At 63.2% G+C, this 18,551-nt stretch carries 19 protein-coding genes and 1 tRNA gene; 1 reads left to right on the top strand and 19 read right to left on the bottom strand.

All coding sequences use genetic code 11. The features are described from left to right. Position 1: 1 nt before the first annotated feature. The 13 genes from CLU94_RS11300 to CLU94_RS11360 form a co-directional block, all read right to left on the bottom strand. Entirely contained in the window at positions 2–772 is a 771-nt protein-coding gene (locus CLU94_RS11300; protein ID WP_099665700.1) for an iron ABC transporter ATP-binding protein, read from the bottom strand. Continuing rightward, the gene (locus CLU94_RS11305; RefSeq protein ID WP_099665701.1) at positions 769–1,719 is read right to left on the bottom strand and encodes an iron chelate uptake ABC transporter family permease subunit; all 951 of its coding nucleotides are present in this window, start codon (positions 1,717–1,719) and stop codon (positions 769–771) included. Before CLU94_RS11305 ends, CLU94_RS11300 begins: the two co-directional genes overlap by 4 nt. Continuing rightward, on the bottom strand, positions 1,716–2,672 hold the full coding sequence (locus CLU94_RS11310; RefSeq protein WP_099665702.1) for an ABC transporter permease: 957 nt from the start codon (positions 2,670–2,672) through the stop codon (positions 1,716–1,718). Before CLU94_RS11310 ends, CLU94_RS11305 begins: the two co-directional genes overlap by 4 nt. Then, positions 2,669–4,462, bottom strand: coding sequence for an ABC transporter ATP-binding protein (locus CLU94_RS11315; protein WP_099665703.1), 1,794 nt, complete (start codon positions 4,460–4,462; stop codon positions 2,669–2,671). The genes CLU94_RS11310 and CLU94_RS11315 overlap by 4 nt, the downstream gene beginning before the upstream one ends. Beyond that, entirely contained in the window at positions 4,456–6,222 is a 1,767-nt protein-coding gene (locus CLU94_RS11320) for an ABC transporter ATP-binding protein (protein WP_099665704.1), read from the bottom strand. Before CLU94_RS11320 ends, CLU94_RS11315 begins: the two co-directional genes overlap by 7 nt. 103 nt (positions 6,223–6,325) lie before the next feature. Further along, positions 6,326–7,306: a FecR domain-containing protein gene (locus CLU94_RS11325; RefSeq protein WP_099665705.1), complete on the bottom strand. Its 981-nt coding sequence runs from the start codon at positions 7,304–7,306 to the stop codon at positions 6,326–6,328. Positions 7,307–7,309: 3 nt separating this feature from the next. Then, entirely contained in the window at positions 7,310–7,828 is a 519-nt protein-coding gene (locus CLU94_RS11330; RefSeq protein ID WP_099668271.1) for a sigma-70 family RNA polymerase sigma factor, read from the bottom strand. A 121-nt stretch (positions 7,829–7,949) separates the two neighbouring features. Beyond that, the gene (locus tag CLU94_RS11335) at positions 7,950–9,362 is read right to left on the bottom strand and encodes a lipopolysaccharide biosynthesis protein (RefSeq protein WP_099665706.1); all 1,413 of its coding nucleotides are present in this window, start codon (positions 9,360–9,362) and stop codon (positions 7,950–7,952) included. 21 nt (positions 9,363–9,383) lie between these two features. After that, the gene (locus CLU94_RS11340; protein WP_099665707.1) at positions 9,384–9,932 is read right to left on the bottom strand and encodes a dTDP-4-dehydrorhamnose 3,5-epimerase family protein; all 549 of its coding nucleotides are present in this window, start codon (positions 9,930–9,932) and stop codon (positions 9,384–9,386) included. 55 nt (positions 9,933–9,987) lie between these two features. Continuing rightward, positions 9,988–11,016, bottom strand: a complete 1,029-nt coding sequence (locus CLU94_RS11345; RefSeq protein ID WP_099665708.1) for a glycosyltransferase family 2 protein — start codon at positions 11,014–11,016, stop codon at positions 9,988–9,990. Positions 11,017–11,022: 6 nt separating this feature from the next. Then, positions 11,023–12,114 (bottom strand): redox-regulated ATPase YchF, encoded by a 1,092-nt coding sequence (gene ychF, locus CLU94_RS11350; RefSeq protein ID WP_099665709.1) that lies wholly within the window; start codon positions 12,112–12,114, stop codon positions 11,023–11,025. A gap of 154 nt (positions 12,115–12,268) precedes the next feature. Continuing rightward, the gene (locus CLU94_RS11355) at positions 12,269–12,502 is read right to left on the bottom strand and encodes a helix-turn-helix domain-containing protein (RefSeq protein WP_034778346.1); all 234 of its coding nucleotides are present in this window, start codon (positions 12,500–12,502) and stop codon (positions 12,269–12,271) included. Beyond that, a complete protein-coding gene (locus CLU94_RS11360; protein ID WP_099665710.1) occupies positions 12,502–13,077 on the bottom strand; it encodes a DUF2975 domain-containing protein in 576 nt (191 codons plus the stop codon). The genes CLU94_RS11355 and CLU94_RS11360 overlap by 1 nt, the downstream gene beginning before the upstream one ends. 118 nt (positions 13,078–13,195) lie before the next feature. Between CLU94_RS11360 and CLU94_RS11365 the strand changes: the two genes are divergently transcribed. After that, a complete protein-coding gene (locus CLU94_RS11365; protein ID WP_099665711.1) occupies positions 13,196–14,293 on the top strand; it encodes a serine hydrolase domain-containing protein in 1,098 nt (365 codons plus the stop codon). Here CLU94_RS11365 and pth read toward each other — a convergent pair whose 3' ends face one another. The 6 genes from pth to CLU94_RS11395 all read right to left on the bottom strand — a co-directional run bounded on the left by pth (position 14,294) and on the right by CLU94_RS11395 (position 18,544). Then, on the bottom strand, positions 14,294–14,878 hold the full coding sequence (gene pth / locus CLU94_RS11370) for an aminoacyl-tRNA hydrolase (protein WP_099665712.1): 585 nt from the start codon (positions 14,876–14,878) through the stop codon (positions 14,294–14,296). A gap of 115 nt (positions 14,879–14,993) precedes the next feature. Further along, positions 14,994–15,602 carry a 50S ribosomal protein L25/general stress protein Ctc gene (locus CLU94_RS11375; protein ID WP_077408940.1) on the bottom strand — a complete coding sequence of 203 codons (609 nt, stop codon included), beginning with the start codon at positions 15,600–15,602 and terminating at the stop codon, positions 14,994–14,996. A 166-nt stretch (positions 15,603–15,768) separates the two neighbouring features. Then, entirely contained in the window at positions 15,769–16,719 is a 951-nt protein-coding gene (locus tag CLU94_RS11380) for a ribose-phosphate pyrophosphokinase (RefSeq protein ID WP_034753270.1), read from the bottom strand. A 150-nt stretch (positions 16,720–16,869) separates the two neighbouring features. Continuing rightward, a tRNA-Gln gene (locus tag CLU94_RS11385) sits at positions 16,870–16,946 on the bottom strand. A gap of 78 nt (positions 16,947–17,024) precedes the next feature. Further along, entirely contained in the window at positions 17,025–17,909 is an 885-nt protein-coding gene (gene ispE / locus CLU94_RS11390) for a 4-(cytidine 5'-diphospho)-2-C-methyl-D-erythritol kinase (protein WP_099665713.1), read from the bottom strand. Continuing rightward, the gene (locus tag CLU94_RS11395) at positions 17,906–18,544 is read right to left on the bottom strand and encodes an outer membrane lipoprotein LolB (protein ID WP_099668272.1); all 639 of its coding nucleotides are present in this window, start codon (positions 18,542–18,544) and stop codon (positions 17,906–17,908) included. Before CLU94_RS11395 ends, ispE begins: the two co-directional genes overlap by 4 nt. Positions 18,545–18,551: the final 7 nt, after the last annotated feature.

Raw genomic sequence — 18,551 nt, forward strand, 5'->3', positions numbered from 1 at the left:
CTCAAGCTCCTGTGGGGGTAAAGTAATTGCAGACGCAGCCGCGCTCGTTGCGCACGATGTGAAAATCGATGTCGTACAGCGCGCGCAAGCGTTCCTCGGTGACGACTTCGTGGGCGGGGCCGGAAAAGCGCACGGCGCCGCCCTGCATGGCGACGATGTGGTCCGAATAGTTGGCGGCGAAATTGATGTCGTGGATCACCAGGATCACCGTGCGGCCCTGCTCGTCGCACAGGCGCCGCAGGGCGCGCATGATTTGCACGGCATGCTTCATGTCGAGGTTGTTGAGCGGCTCGTCGAGCAGCAAGATATCGGTCTGCTGGGCGATCGTCATGGCCAGGAAGGCCATCTGCCGCTGGCCGCCGCTCAGCTCATCGACATACGCCAGGCGCAGATGCTCCAGCGACAGGAAGGCGATGGCGTCATCGATGGCTTGCCGGTCCTGCTCGGTCAACGCGCCTCGGCTGTAGGGAAAGCGGCCGAAGGCGACCAGCTCTTCCACCGTCAGGCGCAAGTGAAAATCGGGCGACTGGCGCAGGGTGGCCACGAGTCGCGCATAGTCCCGGATCTGGATGGCTGCAATGCTGCGCCCGTCTATCGTAATCTCGCCGCCATGCGCTTCCTGCAGCCGCGCGATGAGCATCAGCAAGGTCGTCTTGCCGGCGCCGTTCGGGCCGATCAAGGATGTCACTTTTCCCCTGGGAAACTGCGCGCTGACCTTGGCCAGCACGCGCTTTTCGCCGTAGCTTTTTTCAATCTGTTTGACGTGGATCATGCTGTACCTCGGGTGCGGACCATGAGCGCGAGGAAATAAGCGCCACACACCAGGTTGACGAGGATGCCAACGGTGGTCCGGTAATTGAAAACGTGTTCGACCAGCAACTGGGCGGCCAGGAAGATGGCGATGGCGATGGCGCAGCCCAGCGGCAAGGTGACGCGATGGCGCGCCGTGCGGGCCAGGGCGTAAGTCGTGTTCGCTACAAAGATGCCCATGAAGGCCGTCGGTCCCAGCAAGCTCGTCGACACCGCCACCAGCACGGCGATCAGCGCCAGCTGCAGCTGCACCAAACGCCGGTAATCGATACCAAGCGAGATGGCCTGCTCGCGCCCCAGCGCCAGCACGTCGAGCGCCGGCAAGGTTTTCAGCACGGCCACGCAGGCGGCGCCCGCCAGCACGGCCGAGTACAGCAACTGCACGGGCTGCGCCTTGTTGAACGAGGCCTGGCTGAATCCTTGCAAGATGGCAAACTCACCGGGACTGATGCGCAACTGGATGAACTGGGTAAATGTGCCGATCACCATCGTCAGCACGAATCCCAGCAGCAACAGGAAATACACGTTGTTCTTGCCATCACGAAACAGCCAATAGTGGATGGCCCAGGAATACGCGAGCATCAGCGCAATCGACACGACAAAATTGCCGTTCTGCCCCAGCAGCACGACGCTGTGCATGCCCATCGCGAGGATCAGCAGCGATTGCAGCAGCAAATACACGGCTTCGTAACCCATGACGGCCGGCGTCAGGATGCGGTTGCCGGCGATGGTCTGGAACACAATCGACGACACGGCCACGCAAACGCCGCCGATGACGATGGCGGCCAGGCGCGACATGCGCTTGGGAATGACGTAATCGACATCCAGATTTGCGCCGATGAAGAGGAAAGCGAGCGCCAGGGCCAACACGGCCAGCCAGAGCATGCGCTGGTTCAAACGGCGCCTCATCGCCGCCCCCGGATGATCCACATGAGGAACAGCACGCCCCCCACGCCCCCTGCCGTCAGGCCGATGGGCACTTCGAATGGATAGATCAGCAAGCGCCCCGCGATGTCGCAGGCCAGGAGCAGCGACGCGCCGCCCAGCGCGACAATGGGCAGGGTGCGGTCCAGCTTGTCGCCGTAGCGCAAGGCCACCAGGTTGGGAATGGCCAGCCCGACAAACGGGATCGCCCCCACCGTGATCACCGTGGCCGCCACCGTGACGGCCACCAGCATCAGGCCCAGCGCCACTGTGCCCCCGTAGTTCAAGCCCAGGCTGGTAGCCATGCCCTCGCCCATGCCCAGCACGGTAAAGCGCTGCGCATACAAATACGTCAGGGCAACGATGGGCAGGATCAGATAAATGATTTCATAGTTGCCCTGCACGATCTTCGAGAAATCGCCCAGCAGCCAGCCCTGCATGCTTTGCAGGATGTTGTTGCGGTAAGCATAAAACTCGGCCACGGCGCTCAGCACGCCGCCATACACGAGGCCGATGACGGGCACGAGTATCGTGTTCTTGAAGCGGATGCGGCGGATCAGGGCCACATACACGAGGCTGGCGGCAAAGCAGAAGGCCAGCGCGAACGCCATCTTGCCGGCCGTGCCCGCCGCGGGCGCCACGGTGAGCGCCACGAGAATGCCCAGCTTGGCCGCGTCGAGCCCGCCCGAGGTGGCCGGTTCGACGAATTTGTTGCGCACGATGTGCTGCAGGATGACGCCGCACACGGACAGGCCCACGCCCGTCAGCACCAATGCCGCCAGGCGGGGCAGGCGGCTGGCCGTCAGGGTCAGCCAAGCGTCGGCGGACAGCGCGCCGGACGAGGACAACAGCTGTGCCCACTCCATCTGCCTGGCGCCCACCAGCAAGGACGCGCAGCACAGCAGGAAGAAGACAAAGAACAGACGCGCGCGTGTCAAATGCCGGACTCCGTGCCAGCCTGGCGGGCGGGCGCGGCGATGCGCCAGCCCTTGGCCGCCTGGCGCTGGGCCAGGAAATGCGCATACAGGCCGTGCTGCGCGCGCAAGGTGGCTGGCGCGCCCTGCTCGCGGATCACGCCACCGTCCAGCACGACGATCTGGTCGGCCATGGCCACCGTCGACAACTGGTGCGCGATGACGATCACCGTGCGCTTGCCGCGCAGCCGCGCCAGCGCTTCGGCGATGGCGGCCTGGTTTTCCGCGTCAAGCGCGGCTGTCGCCTCATCGACCAGCAAAATCGGCGCATCCTTGACCAGGGCGCGGGCAATCGCGATGCGCTGGCGTTCGCCGCCGGACAGGCGCGCGCCGCCCTCGCCGACCAGGGTATCGAGTCCCTGCGGCAGGCGGGCGATGATCTCGGCCACGCCCGCCTGCCGCGCCGCTTCCAGCACCTCGGCATCGGTGGCGCCGGGCTTGCCGATGCGAATGTTGTCGCCGATGCTGCCCTGGAACAGATAACTGTCCTGGAATATCTGGCTGATCTGGCCAGCCAATTGCTCGCTGGACATATCGCGCACATCGACGCCGCCCACCAGCACCGCGCCTGCACTGGCGTCAAAGAAACGCGCGATCAGGCGCACCAGGGTCGTCTTGCCGGAGCCGGACGCGCCGATCAGCGCCGTCATGCTGCCCGGCGCAATGCGCAGGTTGATATCCGTCAAGACGTCGGCCTGATCCTGTGCATAGCGGAAAGCCACGCCGCGCAATTCGACGGCGCCATCGCGCGGCGCCTGCGGCTTGTCTGCTTCCGGCAGCGGCTGCACGGCGAAAATATCGCGCGCCGCGTCGAGCGGGCCGCGCGCGCCGCGCAGCACTTCGCCATAGCTGGCCACTTCCTGCAGCGGGTCGACAAAGCGCACCACCAGCAGCAAGGCCACGATGACGGCGATGGCGTCGCCCGCGCCGGCAGCACCGCCCGCCAGGCTGTCAAGCCACAGCGCGGCGGCGGCCAGCAAGGCGGCAAAGATAGCTTGCACGGTCCAGGCGTTGAGCACGGACGACAGCGCCGACAGGTAAATGAGCCGCGTGCCCGCATGGCGCTGCGCATCGATCGCTTGCTGCAGGAAACGCGTGCCGCCGTCAGCTGCACCACTGCCGTTGCCATTGAATGCGCGCAAGACGGATTGCGCTTGCGCAAACTCAACGAGGCGCTGGCTGGTCTGGGCAAAATGGTGGTGATAGGCATCGTCGGCGCGCTGGCCCAGGTACGCGGTGAGCCGCAAGGCGCCGGCCAACAGGGGCAGCGCCAGCAGCGCGATGAGGCCCAGCTGCCAGTGCAGCGCGAACAGCGCGGCGACCATCACGACGGGCGTGACGGCGCCGCAGATGACGGGCGTCAACACGTGGGCGGGCAGCTGGGCCACGTTCATCATGCCTTGCGTGATGACGTGGCCCAGTTTTGCCGTGTTGTCCGGCGTGAACCAGCCGACGGGCAGGCGCGCCACGTGGTCGCCCAGGCGCTGGCGCGCCCCTTGCAGCACCGTCACTCCCACGCGCACGCCGGCCTTTTCTACCTGGCGCCGCCAGGCCCAGCAGGCAACCAGCCCGGCCAGCAGCACCAGCAGCCACAGGACCGCGCCGCCCACGTCGCCGCCCAGCAGGCGGCCCAGGGCCAGCACCAGCGCCGTGATGGTCAATCCGCTGAGCACGCCATACGCGAGCGCCATGGCACAGTAGCGGCGGAACACGGGCGCGTCATCTCCCAGCAGTTGAATAAACGTTTTCAGCATGGGAGCACCGCGTCTTCCTGGAAATCCTGATAGCCGCCCAGCGCCCACAGTTGCGCATAGCGGCCCTTGTCGGCGAGCAAGCCGGCATGGCTGCCCTGTTCGACGATGGCGCCGTTCTCGACGACGACGATGTTGTCGGCATGCATCACCGTGTCGAGCCGGTGCGCAATGATGAGCAGGGTGCGGTCCCGGGCAAAGCGCGACAGCGCGTCCTGGATCGCCACCTCGTTTTCCGCATCGGCCGCGGCCGTCGCTTCATCGAGCACAAGCACGGACGGGTCGAGCAGCACGGCACGGGCGATGCTTACGCGCTGCAACTCGCCGCCGGACAATTGCGCATCCTCGCCGATGACGGAATCGTAGCCGCGCGGCAAGTCCAGGAGGCGTTCATGGATGTTCGCCAGGCGCGCCGCCTGTTCGATCTCGTGCATGCTGGCCGATGGCCGGCCCAGCGCGATGTTCTCGCGCACGCTGGCGTGGATCAGGCGCACTTCCTGCAGCACGAAACCGATGCGCCGGTACAACTCGGGCGTGGCGATGTGCCGCAGGTCGACGCCGCCCAGGGTGATGCGCCCCTCGGTCGGGTCGAAAAAACGCAGCAGCAGCCGCGCCAGGGTCGATTTGCCGGAACCGGAAGCACCGACGATGGCCGTCACCGTGCCGGGCGGCAAGGTCAGCGTGATATCCGACAACACCTTGTTGTGCCCATCGTAGGCATAACTGACGCCTTCCAGGCGGATCTCCGTGCCGTCGGGCAACTGCTGCTCATCCGGCGCTGGCTGCGCCAGCACGGGCGTATCGAGCAAGGCTTGCACGCGCTGGGCCGCTCCCGTGGCGTTGTTGAGGTCATGCGTCAGGTAATGCAGCAGCAGCATGGGCGCGGAAATGCCGGGCGCCACGAGGGCGAACGGCAAGATATCGACGGGCGCCATCCAGTCCAGCGCCACGAAGGCCGTGCCGGCGAGCACCACCACACCCAACACGGCGACGGGCGCGATCAGCGCGTTGGCATTCGCCATCGAGCCGACCAGCGGACGGGTAAACGCGGCAAACGCCTCGGCAAACGCATCGACGGCCGCGCGGTAGCTGCCATGCGCGCGGCCCGTGGCGCCAAACGCCTTGACCACGGGAATGCCGTTGACGAACTCCACCACGGCATTGTTGATGCGCCCCATGCCGGCGACGAATTGTTCCATGTTGCCGCTGCTGGCCTTCATGGCGCGGCCGAAGAACAGGAAGAAGCCGGGAAACGGCAGGATGGCGATGAGGGCCAGGCGCCAGTCCATGGCGAACAGGTAGATGACGGAAATGGCGATGGCGCCCACGGCGCGCCCCGTCGTCGTGTAGAAGTGGGCCGTGAGGCTGTGCAGGGTATTGATGTCGTCCTGCATCGCCTGCTTGACCTCGCCCGAGGCCCGGCTGGTAAACCAGCCCAGCGGCACCTGCCCCAGGCGCTGCATGGCTTGCAGGCGCAATCGATGCGTGAGGCGGTTGTCGGCCAGGTGCGCGGCCAGTTCGCCCAGCGACATCAGGGCCATGCCGAGGAACAGGCAGGCGACGCTGGCGATGATGACCGGCCACACCTCGCCGTGCGCCAGCGCAGGGGCCATGGCGATTTGCGCGATCTGCGCGATGCCCGCCAAGGGCACCAGGGTGAACATGGCCCCCGTGCCGGCCAGCACGGCGGCGGCGATCAGGCGTCCGCGGATGGGGTGCAGTATCCGGCTGATCGGGCCGGGCTCGCGGCGTTGGCTACGCATGGGAAAAACGGGAAAAAACGTGCATAAGGTCAATGAATAAAGGTGGCTCTCACCCTATATCCCGAACGAGAATGCAAAACCCTCAATCGGGCCCGAAAAATTGTCAGGCAGCGGCTTGCGGTATGGCTTGCACCGTCACCCAGTAGCGCGTGCGCGCGAGGATTTGCACGGGCAAGGCCAGCGCCAGGTTATGCAGCGCGCGGTCCGTGTCGCGCAGGGAAAACACGCCGTTGACGCTCAGGCTGGCCACGGCCGGGTCGCAGCGCAGCAGGCCGGGGCGATAGCGGGCCAGTTCCGCCAGCAGGTCGTCCAGGCGCATGTTGTCGGCCACCAGCACGCCCTTCGTCCAGGCGGCCGCGCTGGCCGGCACGGGGGCGGCCGATTGCACGATGTCGGCCGAGAAGATGGCGCCGTAGCCTGTGGCGATGCCCACGGCGTGGCCGGGCGCATGCGCGAGGCGTATTTCGACGGCGCCCTCGAAGACGGCCACGCGCGACGTGTGTTCGTCTTGCCGTAAAGTAAAACGCGTGCCCAGCGCCTGCACCGTGCCGTGGCGGCCCTGCACGCGGAAAGGCCGCTGCGCCGGGTCGGGATCGTGCGCCGTGGTGACGAGGATTTCGCCGCTGCGCAGGATCAGCAAGCGCTCGCTGGCATCGAAGCGCACGTCGATGGCGGAAGCGGAAGCGAGCATCACGCGCGTGCCGTCAGGCAAGGTAATCTCGCGGACCTCGCCCGTGGCCGTGCCGTGGCCGGCCGTGGCCACTTGCCAGGCATCCGTGCCGCGCAGCATGTACGCCATGCCGCCCACGGGCAGCAGCACGGCCAGCAGCTTCAGGGCACGGCGGCGGTTCAGGTAGGCGGCGGGCGCCGGTTCGCGCAGCGCGTGCCGGGCCGCATCGCGCGGCACGCTGTGCAGCTTGCCCTCGAACGCTTGCAAACGCTGCCAGGCGATGGCGTGATGCGGATGGGCCGCGCACCAGCGGGCACAGGCAGCCCGGTCTTCGTCGCTGGCGTCATCGGACCACAGGCGCGCCATCCACTGGGCAGCCTGCTGCACGACGGCGGGCGCAATCACCACCTCCATGGCTCAGGCGTCCGACGCGTGCATGGCCTGGTAGCAGGCCAGCAAACCGGCAGCGATGTATTTTTCGACGGACGAGACGGACACCTGCAATTCGGCGGCGATGTCGCGATAGCTGAGGCCATCGAGTTTGCACAGCAACAAGGCCTTGCGCGCCTTGGCGGGCAACTGGTGCAGCACCGCATCGATTTCCGTCAACGCCTCGATCACCATCGCGCGCTCTTCCTCGGACGGCGCCAGCGCCTCGGGCACCAGGGCCAGCACTTCCAGGTAGGCGGCCTCGATCTGGCGACGGCGGTACAGGTCAATGACCATGCCGTTGGCGATCTGCGTCAGGTGACGGCGCGACTCCCCGGCCGGCGGCATGCGCCCCGTCTTCATCAGGTGCAGGTACACATCGTGCGCCAGGTCGGCCGCATCGAAGGCATTGCCGAGTTTACGGCGCAGCAAGCCGCGCAGCCAGTGATGGTGGTCGGTGTACAGACTGCTGACTTGCTGCTGAAGCGCTAACTCGGCGGTGCTCACGATACCCTTCCTGTCGCCAACGGCCGGCAAGAACAGGCGCATCGGATTATAAATGAGAATTATTCTCATTGTACGCCGAGTGACGAGGAAAACGCAATACGGCGACGGGCAGCAAACGCCCTCAGCCCTGCTGCCGGACGGGCCTGAACAGCCTGAACGCGGCCCACAGCGAAGGCCGGTAGACATGCAGTGCGGCAGCGAGCAGCACGCCCCACGCCAGCGGAGCAAGCACCCCCAGGCGCTGGGCAAAAAACGCGTGGCCCGCCGCCAGCAGCGACAGCAGGACGGTGCTCAGGTACAGCGAACGACGCGGCAGCGGACGCCAGACGCGCATGCCCAGCTCCGTCTTGACGACGAAATACACGAGGAAGCCCAGCAGTTGAGACACGGCGGCGCCCGTGGCGCCATGGCGCGGCACCAGCACGGCGCCCGCCAGCAAGGTGCCCAGCAAGCCGGCAGCAAAGGCGGCGATGGAAAATGCCGGACGGCGGGCCAGATTGATGCCGACGCCGGTCACTTCCGCCAGGGCATACAGCAGCGGCTGGCCAACCGTGGCCACCGCCATGTACGCGACGCCGTGATAGTTGGGAGGCAAGACCCAGCCGATCAACCAGGCCAGGGCGCCCGCCAGGCAAAAGCCCACCACCACGATGGCCTGCGCATGGCGGCAAATGGCCGCAATATTCGACAGGCCGCCGCCGGCCGCGGCCCACTTGTGTACTTGCGGTATCCAGACAATCGTAAAAATCGATTGCACCAGCCAGGCGCCGGCGGCCACGCGCGTGGCCAGCGCATAAATGCCGAGTTCGTCAAAGCCGGCAAAGAAACGCAGCAAACCCATGCCAGCCGACAACATGAACATATAAAAAATCCCGCTCACCAGCAGGGGCGCAGCCTCGGAAAGCAGGCGCCGCAGCAGCACCCGGTCCACGGCGGTGTTCCAGGCTTGCGCCAGCGATACGCGCGCATGCCACAACAGCCATAGCGTGACCAGCCAGGTGGTGGCCACGACCAGGCTTGCCAGGTGCACGAAATTGCGCTGCGGATCCCACCACAGGACAGGCAGCAGCAACAGCAGCGACATTTTCGGCAATACCTGCGCCAGGCTGAATACCCAGGCGCGCTCCTGCATGCGGAACAGTTGCGCGATCAGGCGATTGGCCAGAGCGCTCAGCATGCCGGCAGCGAACAGGACAGCCAGTGCAGGTTGCGCCACATCAAATAACAGTTGCGCTACCGGCGCGGCAAACACGAGTATCACGGCCAGCGCCACGGGCGCGAGCAACACCGCGGGCAGCAGGCACGCTTTCAGCAAGCCGCTACGCGCGGTGCTGTAATGGTATTCATACAGGAAAGCCTTATCCAGCCCCAGCGACAGCAGCAAACCGGCCACCGTGCATGCGGTCATGAAGAAATCCAGCTTGCCGATGTCGGCAGGCGGAAACAGCCAGGCCACGGCAGGCACGGTGGCCAGGCCGCACAGCAGCGACAAGATGGGGCCGGCTGAAAAACCCGCGAGACGGTTCAGGCGCATCGTTCAGCCGGGCCGGGCATCTCAGCCATGCCTGTCGTTGGAGAAACGATAGGGCACCGTGTCCGAATCGGCCGGCACGCGCCAGTGGTCCGGCGCATCATAGCGATACGCATGGTCCACCGCATTGACGAGGATGGCAAGAGTGCTGCAGTAATTTTGCACGCCATGCCAGACGCGCGGCGGCACGACGAGCAGGCCGGGACGCCTGGTGCCCAGCTTGAATTCGTTGAGCATGCCAAAGGTGGGCGACTCCTCGCGCGCGTCGTACAGCACCACGCGCATCTGGCCCGCCGCCACGAACAGGCGGTCCGTCGTGATGGCATGCGCATGCCAGGCGCTCAGTCCGCCCGGCTCCAGGGTCGAAGCGAATATCTGGCCTATCTGTGCCGCATCGGGCACCCATTCGGTGCGGAAAATTTCGGTCAGGCTGCCGTACGCCGTCAAGACAGGCTTGATTTCCTGAAAGATCACGCCATCGATCAAGGAAGGCGTTGCCGGCTTCCATTCCTTGGTAATGCTGACGCCATCCTGCTTCGCGCCAGCCAACAACCAGTTATCTTTCTCAGCCACCAGATCTACCCCTAGAATTTTATAAAAATGCTCTTATGTATTGCAACCGTATTATCTATCGGCGCGACATGTCCTTCAATCCCCGGCGGCGGCGTAATTCACGTAAAAATGTGCCTTTGCGCCAATATTTGAGCCAGAAGCCGGGATGCGGCGGCCACAGCCCCAACATATAGCAAAGACGGCGTGACAATGCTTTCATGGCCGTTATCGCGGACTGTAGCGGTGCAATAAGACGCTCACGGCCCACCTTGCCATACAGCGTGGAGACAGCCTGCAGAATATTCAGCGGATCCTGCATGTGCGCCCACCAGAACGCATGCTCGGCGTGTTGCCGCTCCAGGTAGGCATTGCTGCGGCTGCCAGACTGGATCAGGATGGCGCCGATGCGGGAGTGGGCCAGCATCGGCCGTCCCGCGCGATACACGCGGTGCAGCCAGGCTTGCGACGGCCAGCAGCGCACTTCCCATGAGGGCTGCCATGGGCCGATCTGCAGGGCCAGTTCGCGCCGCATGATCCACAGGGTAGCGGGCACGTCCATCCACGGACGGTACGGTTGCACGCCGTCCGCCAGCGCACCCACCATGTGATATCCCACCGGCAAAACCACCAGTCCCTGGCCAAAAGCCAGGTCGGCCCCGGTGCGCTCGAGGACCTCGATACTGCTTTGCAAATGATCGGGCAACCACAGGTCATCGTGGTTCAGGAATGCCAGATAGGTGCCGCGGGCCAGGCTGACGCCGACATTGTTGGGCCCCGTCTGTTCGCCGTAATTGGTTTCCAGATTCACAAAGCGGATGCGCGCGTCGCCGAACGCGGCGACCACCTCGGCGGTATCGTCGGTGCAGCAATCGCCAACAATAATCAGTTCCCAATCCTGCACGGTGCTGGCAAGTGCCGACTGAATAGCGTACCCGAGGATATTGCTCCGGTTGTACGTGGCCATGACAATGGAAACGAGCGGCGGTTTCTCCGGCTGCATGGCAGGCCTTTTCAAATAGACAAACAAAAAATGCCGCCCAAGTGCATTGAGCGGCATTTCGCAATGGACGAATGCAATATGTTGCTGGCGCTTGCCAGCAAGCATCTGTCCTTAGACGTTAAACAGGAAGTTCAGCACGTCGCCATCCTTGACGACGTATTCCTTGCCTTCGGCGCGCATCTTGCCCGCTTCCTTGGCGCCCGCCTCGCCCTTGTAGGCGATGAAGTCGTCATAGGCGATGGTTTGCGCGCGGATGAAGCCGCGTTCGAAGTCGGTGTGGATCACGCCGGCCGCCTGCGGTGCCGTGGCGCCGACAGGGATGGTCCAGGCGCGCACTTCCTTCACGCCTGCCGTGAAGTAGGTTTGCAGGCCCAGCAGCTTGTACGCGCCGCGGATCAGACGGTCCAGGCCTGGCTCTTCCATGCCCATGTCGGCCAGGAAAGCGCCCTTGTCGGCGTCGTCCAGGTCGGCGATTTCCGCTTCCAGCGCCGCGCAAATGGCGACGATGGGGGCGTTCTGCGATTGCGCATAGGCCGTCAGCTGATCCAGCAGCGGATTATTCGTGAAGCCCGAGTCGGACACGTTGGCCACGAACATGGCCGGCTTGGCCGTGATCAGGCACAGCGGCTTGATCAGTTCCATTTCATCGGCGTCCAGGCCCATCGCGCGCACGGGTTTCGCGTCGTTCAGGTAAGGCATCATGCGTTCCATGATGGCCAGCAGCTTAGCCGCATCCTTGTCGCCCGAGCGGGCTTTCTTGTTTTCGCGGTGGATGGCTTTTTCCACGGTGCCCATGTCGGCCAGCGCCAGTTCGGTCTGGATGACTTCGATATCGTCGAGCGGGTTGATCTTGCCGGCCACGTGGATGACGTTGTCATCTTCGAAGCAGCGCACGACGTTGACGATGGCGTCCGTTTCACGGATGTGCGACAGGAACTGGTTGCCCAGGCCCTCGCCCTTCGATGCACCGGCCACCAGGCCGGCGATGTCGACGAATTCCACGATGGCGTTGACCATGCGTTCCGGCTTGACGATGGCGGCCAGCGCATCCATGCGTGGGTCCGGCACTTCGACGACGCCGACGTTCGGCTCGATGGTGCAGAACGGATAGTTTTCAGCCGGGATACCGGCTTTCGTCAGTGCATTGAACAGGGTGGACTTGCCGACGTTCGGCAAGCCGACGATACCGCATTGGAGACTCATGGGAAAACCTTTAAATAATCAATTTTGCCGGCAAGCGGCTGGTGCAAAAACGGCCTGTACAGGCGTTTTCTGGATAATCTTGCTGTAATAAATCTGGTAAGGGTCAATTGTACCTCTATGCACCCTACTCTTCAAAAAAACCGCCTCTGTGCCGCTAACTGTCGCCATCCCCGTCGTCCGGCTGCGACGCGTCGAATTCCAGGATGTCGCCGGGCTGGCATTCGAGCATCTCGCAGATTTTCGACAGGGTATCGAAACGCACGCCGCGCACCTTGCCCGACTTTAGCAGCGACAGATTCTGTTCCGTGATGCCGATGAAGGCCGCCAATTCCTTCGATTTCACTTTTTTCCTGGCCAGTACCAGATCGAGGCGCACGACGATGCCCATCAGATGAACCCGCTGTTTTCATCGGCCAGGCGCTGGCCTTCGTGGAGGATTTGCGCCAGCGCAAAGAAAACTGAACACAGCAGCAAGGTCCACAGGTCGCTGCCCGTGACGTCGACCACCAGGCGCAACTGACCCGCGCCCTCTTCCAGCAAACCGAACAGCATGCCGCGCACGGTCAGCTCCAGCAGGGTCAACAGCGTTCCCAGCAGCAAGCCGCCCGCGAAACGGCGAAAGTGCGCCGCCACCTGCGGCGTAAAGTACACGCCCTGCTCGAACTGGCGCAGGACCCGGGCCAGCTGGCGCACGGCATCGCCCAGCACCAGCAAGGCCGGCAAGGCCAGCGCCAGGCCCAGCACCCGCTGCCACCACGGCATGGCCGCCAGGTGCTCGAATGGCTGGCTCTGCAGTTGCAGCATCAGCTCGTACATGCCGGCGCCACCCAATGTCCCATGCGCGGCCGGCGCGGGCGCCAGCCAGCCCAGCACCGTCAGCAGCAGGTACAGCACGAAGAACGTCGTCACGCCATGGCGCACGCGCCGGCTCAATACAGCGGGGCCTGACTGATTTTTTTTCATATTTAAAAGTATACGAAAGTACAAAGTGCCGTTAGAATAAATTATCGTAAAACAATAATTAAATCATGTTTTGCGACCATTTTAACATGTTCACCCTATCCTATCGACTGGAGACACCATGAAAACCCTGCTTGCCTCACTCGTTTGCAGCACCGCCTTCTTGCTCGGCGGCACCGCCCGCGCGCATGACTTGAACGCCATGCTGCAGCAGGCGCTGGCCGACAAGAGCGTGCCGGCCATGGCCATCCTGCTCATTCGCGACGGCAAGATCGATGCGCAGGCGCAGGCGGGCGTGCGCGCCAACGACGGCCATGACGCCGTACGCGCCGATGACGTGTGGAATATCGGCTCCGACGGCAAGGCCATGACGGTGACCCTGATCGCGCGCCTGGTGGAACGGGGCGTGCTGTCGTGGGATGCGCCGCTGTCCAGCATGCTTCCCGCGCTGAGCGCCGGCATGCGCGCCGAGTACCGCGACGTCAACCTGATGGACTTGCTGGCGCACCGCGCCGGTTTACCGCCCAATCCGGACGAGGACTGGATCAATTCCACCTACACGGATGCGCGCTCCTTGCCCGTGCTGCGCCTGGAATACGCACAGCGCGCGCTGGCCGACGCGCCGGTGGCCGCACCGCGCGGCGAATCGCATTATTCGAACAGCGGCGCCATGATCGCCGCCGCCATCGCGGAGCGGATCACGGGCAGGACCTATGAGGAACTGATGCAGGCGGAAGTATTCGGCCCGCTGGGCATGCAGGCCGCGTTCGGTCCCACGGTGCGCGGACAAAACCTGGGCCACAAGGAAGGCAAGCCGATCGCCGGCTTGATGGCCAGCAACCCGCTGATGATGGCGCCCGATGGAGAAATTCACCTGAGCATGGCTGACTGGGCCAAGTTTGCGCTCGATCAACTGCAGGGCGAAAAAGGCAAGGGCAAGCTGCTGAAACAGGAAACCTATGTCTTGCTGCACACGACCCAAGGCGACACGAACGCGGCCCTGGGCTGGGGCGTGATGCATTTCCCGCCCCAGGCGCCGCAGCGCGTGCTGACCCACCTGGGCTCGAACGGCTACTGGCACGCGCTGATCGCGCTGGCGCCCGGCAGCGGCGACGGCTTGCTGATCGCCGCCAACGCGGGTGAAGGCAGCAGCGCCCAGGCCAGCCAGCAGCAGATGGCGAAAACCATCATGGCCGGCTTCGGCAAGGCGGGGAAATAATTACGCGGTGTGCAACTTCATGGTCGCCGCCTCGAACTTGCCCTCGACGATCAGCGGCATGACTTGCAAGGATTTGTCGATCGCCTGCTCGATCAGCTCCTGGTCTTCGCGGCGCGGGCGGTGCAGCACGAAATCGGCTACCTGCTGCTGCAGGCTCAGGGTGCGCGGATGGCCGATGCCCAGGCGCAAGCGCCAGTAATCCTGCGTGCCCAGCGCGGCCGTGATGTCCTTCAAGCCATTATGGCCGCCGGCCGAGCCGCCCTTCTTCAGGCGCGCGATGCCGGGCATCAGATCGAGTTCGTCGTGCACGACCAGCACTTCATCGGCGGCGATCTTGAAGAAACGCGCCAGCGCGCCCACGGACTGGCCCGAGCGGTTCATGAAGGTCAGCGGTTCGAGCAGCCAGACTTCGTTGCCGCCGATGGAGGTCTTGGCCAGCATGGCGTTGTAGCGCGAATCGCGCTGCAAGCGCGTGCCGGGCAAGCTGTTGGCGAGGTTGCCCACCAGCCAGAAGCCGGCATTGTGACGGGTTTGTTCGTATTCGGGTCCCGGGTTGCCGAGGCCGACGATCAGGCGTATGGGCATGGCTGTGTCTGCAGTGTAAAAACGTATTATCGGTGAAAACAGGCAGAAAAAAACCCGTCCGGAGCGAACCGGACGGGTTTTTCCTTGCGACTACCGCATTGCTGCGGCGGCAAAATTACTTCTTGTCAGCAACAACTTCAGCAGCAGCGGCTTCAGCAGCAACGTGGCCAGCCGGTACCGAAGCGGTAGCGATGGTCAGGTTGGCGCCGTGGGTGACCGCGGTCACGCCAGCTGGCAGGACCAGGTCGCCAACGTGCAGCGAGTGACCGACGTCGATGTTCGACAGGTCAACGTTGATGAATTCTGGCAGTTGGCCTGGCAGGCACGAAACTTCGATTTCGTTGGCTACGTGGCTGATGGTCGCGCCGTGCAGTTTGACTGCTGGGGAAACGTCAGCGTTCGTGAAGTGCAGAGCAACTTTCACGTGGATAGCTTGCTTAGCGTCAACGCGTTGGAAGTCAGCGTGCAGAACCAGTTGTTTGTATGCGTGGACTTGGAAGTCGCGCAACAGAACTTGCTGGGAAACGCCGTCGATTTCCAGGTCCAGGATCGACGAGTGGAACACTTCTTTTTTCAGCGCGTGGTACAGGGCGTTGTGATCCAGCGAGATCAGCACTGGGGCTTCAGCGCCACCGTAGACGATACCAGGGGTTTGGCCGGAAATGCGCAGGCGGCGGCTCGCTCCGGAACCTTGCAATTCGCGTTTAAATGCGATAACTTTCATGTGAAACTCCAAGAAGAACAAGGCTTGCGCCTTGTGTTATGAAGATTCCCGCGACCAGGAATCTTCGAAAATGGGCGCATACGCGCCCCGAAAACTAAAATACTACGGCGCAACAGGCAAAAAGCCGGTCGCGCCGCAGGTGACGTCTGTTGCTGCTCTTGTCGAATTAATCGATAAAGAGGGAAATAACCGAATCGCCCTTGATGATGCGCTTGAACGTCTCGGCCAGCAGCGGCGCGCACGTCAATTGACGGATCTTGCCGCAGGCCAGGGCCGCTTCGGACAGGGGGATCGTGTCGGTCACGACCAGCTCATCGAGTGGCGAGGCCGAAATACGGTCAATCGCCGGGCCCGACAGCACCGCGTGCGTGCAATACGCCACGACTTTTTTCGCGCCGCGCTCTTTGAGCACTTCGGCAGCCTTGGTCAGGGTGCCTGCCGTGTCGACCATGTCATCCATGATCACGCAGTTGCGGCCTTCGACTTCACCGATAATGTTCATCACTTCCGACACGTTCGCTTTTGGACGACGCTTGTCGATGATGGCCAGGTCGCAGCCCAGGCGTTTTGCCAGGGCGCGCGCACGTACCACACCGCCGACGTCCGGCGACACCACCAGCAGATCCTGGTAGTTTTTCTTTTGCAGGTCGCCCAGCAAAATTGGCGAAGCGTAGATGTTGTCGACTGGGATATCGAAGAAACCTTGAATCTGGTCAGCGTGCAGGTCCATGATCAGGACGCGCTCGACACCGGCTTCTTCCAGCATGTTCGCCACCACCTTGGCCGAAATTGCCACACGCGCGGAGCGTGGACGACGGTCTTGGCGGGCGTAGCCGAAGTAAGGAATCGCGGCGGTGATGCGGCCAGCGGAAGCACGTTTCAAGGCATCAACCATCAGCATGATTTCCATCAGACTGTCGTTGGTTGGAGCACAGGTGGATTGCAAAACAAAAACATCCTTGCCGCGTACGTTTTCGTTAATCTCGACCATTACTTCGCCGTCGGAGAATTTCGAAACGTTTGCTTTACCGAGAGGGATGCCGAGGTTTTTTGCGACCCCCTCTGCCAACGCTGGATTCGCGTTGCCGGTAAAAACCATCAGGTTTTCGTAAGCCATGGGAGTCCCAAGAGGTGATATAGAAGTCTTGAAAAGCACTAACCGGGCATAGGCCCGGTCAGTCATTGTTTAGAATATGCCGCGTGGCGACATATCTGCTTTTTCCCGTACTGGACGCCAACTTCGCATCGACAGACTACGGTGAAATGGTGGCAGGGGAAGAAGGATTCGAACCTTCGCATGCTGGAATCAAAATCCAGTGCCTTAACCAGCTTGGCGATTCCCCTACGTTACTGACTGCTTGCCGTCATGTTGGCCAGTATTATACCGACTATTTGACGCTAAGCAAAATCTTTTTTTGCTCTTTACAACATTGTGAGCATCGGGTGGCGATTCAGCGCTTTTGCCTTCCAGGCGATCCAGACTGGTGGCACATTGCTGAGCACCGCATCCGCTTCTTCCTGACTGCCAAACGCACTAAACACACAAGCACCGGAACCAGTCATCCTGGCCTCACCGTAAGCACCCAGCCATTCTACCGCATCTGCTACCGGCTTGAAAAGACTGCATGCCACTTGCTGTAAATCATTCTTACCAAACCCGCCCGCATCGTTTCCTTCTGCGAGGTACCTGGAAAAGTCCGCTATTGTGACGGGTTCGGTATTTCTCGTCAAGCCTTCCGCGCAAAAAATTGCGGAGGTAGGCACTTGCACGCCCGGCTCGATCACCACATACCAGCATTCGGGCGTGGCGACGGGCTGCAGGGCCTCGCCCACGCCTTCGGCAAAGGCGTTTTCGCCAAAGATGAAAAACGGGATATCAGCGCCCAGCGGCAAGCCCAGCGCCATCAATTCCTCGCGGCTCAAGCCCGCTTGCCAGAGGCGGTTCAAGGCCATCAGGGCCGTGGCCGCGTCGGACGAACCGCCCCCCAGGCCGCCGCCCATGGGCAGCACCTTGTCGATGGTGATATCGACGCCGCGCGGCAAGGCGCCCGTGCGGCGCAGCACTTCCGCCTGCAGCAGTTTCGCGGCGCGGATGATCAAGTCCTGCTCTTCCGGCACGCCGGCCAGCGCCGTCACGCGGCGGATCAGCGTGTCGTCGCGCAGCGCGAAGTGCAAAGTGTCGCCATGGTCGAGCAACTGGAACACCGTCTGCAGCAGATGGTAGCCATCGGCACGGCGGCCGTTAACGTGCAGAAATAAGTTCAGCTTGGCGGGAGCCGGGCAATGATTCAGGGTCGTCAATGTCATGGTGCAGGTGTGGATGGGGCGGCATCGAGCACGATGCGCAGCGAGACGGCATCGGCCTGCGCGCTGGTGGTGCGTTCGGCATCGATACGCCGCGGTTGGGGCAAGGCGCCCGGTGTATTCTCAGCAGCATCTTGCCACGACACATAGCGCAAGCGCCAGCCGTCTTTGGTTGTCACGCTGTCATTGGCCGGTGACGCGACGAAGCGCTTGCCATCGGCGCCCACGGCATAACCTTGCAGCCAGTCGCGCAAGCCCGACACAGGCAGGGACCAGCCCAGCATCTGCGCGCTCAGGGTATCGACATCGGGCGCGCTGCGCGGCGCCTTGCCGCTTTGCGTCAACACGGCCTGCTGCGGCGTGACGGCGATCGTCGCCAGGGTGCTGCCGACGGGCGTATACAGGGTCACATCCGTGCGCGCGGCCGTCTGCAGCCAGTTGAAATTGACGGTGGCCGATTCGGGCTTGTCATCCTTCTGGTACACGACGTTCAAACGGCCCGTCAGCTCCACCTGTTCGCGGTAGGGCGCGACGGCTTTGCCCGATGGCGCGGCGCCGGATGAAAAGGGGGAAGTCAGGGTCGAGCAGGCCGAGAGGGCCAGGCACAGGACAGTCAGGGGCAGGAAATGTTTGGACATGGGTTTG

It is taken from the genome of Janthinobacterium sp. 13 (assembly GCF_002749695.1).
Classification (GTDB): Bacteria; Pseudomonadota; Gammaproteobacteria; order Burkholderiales; family Burkholderiaceae_D; genus Janthinobacterium; species Janthinobacterium kumbetense.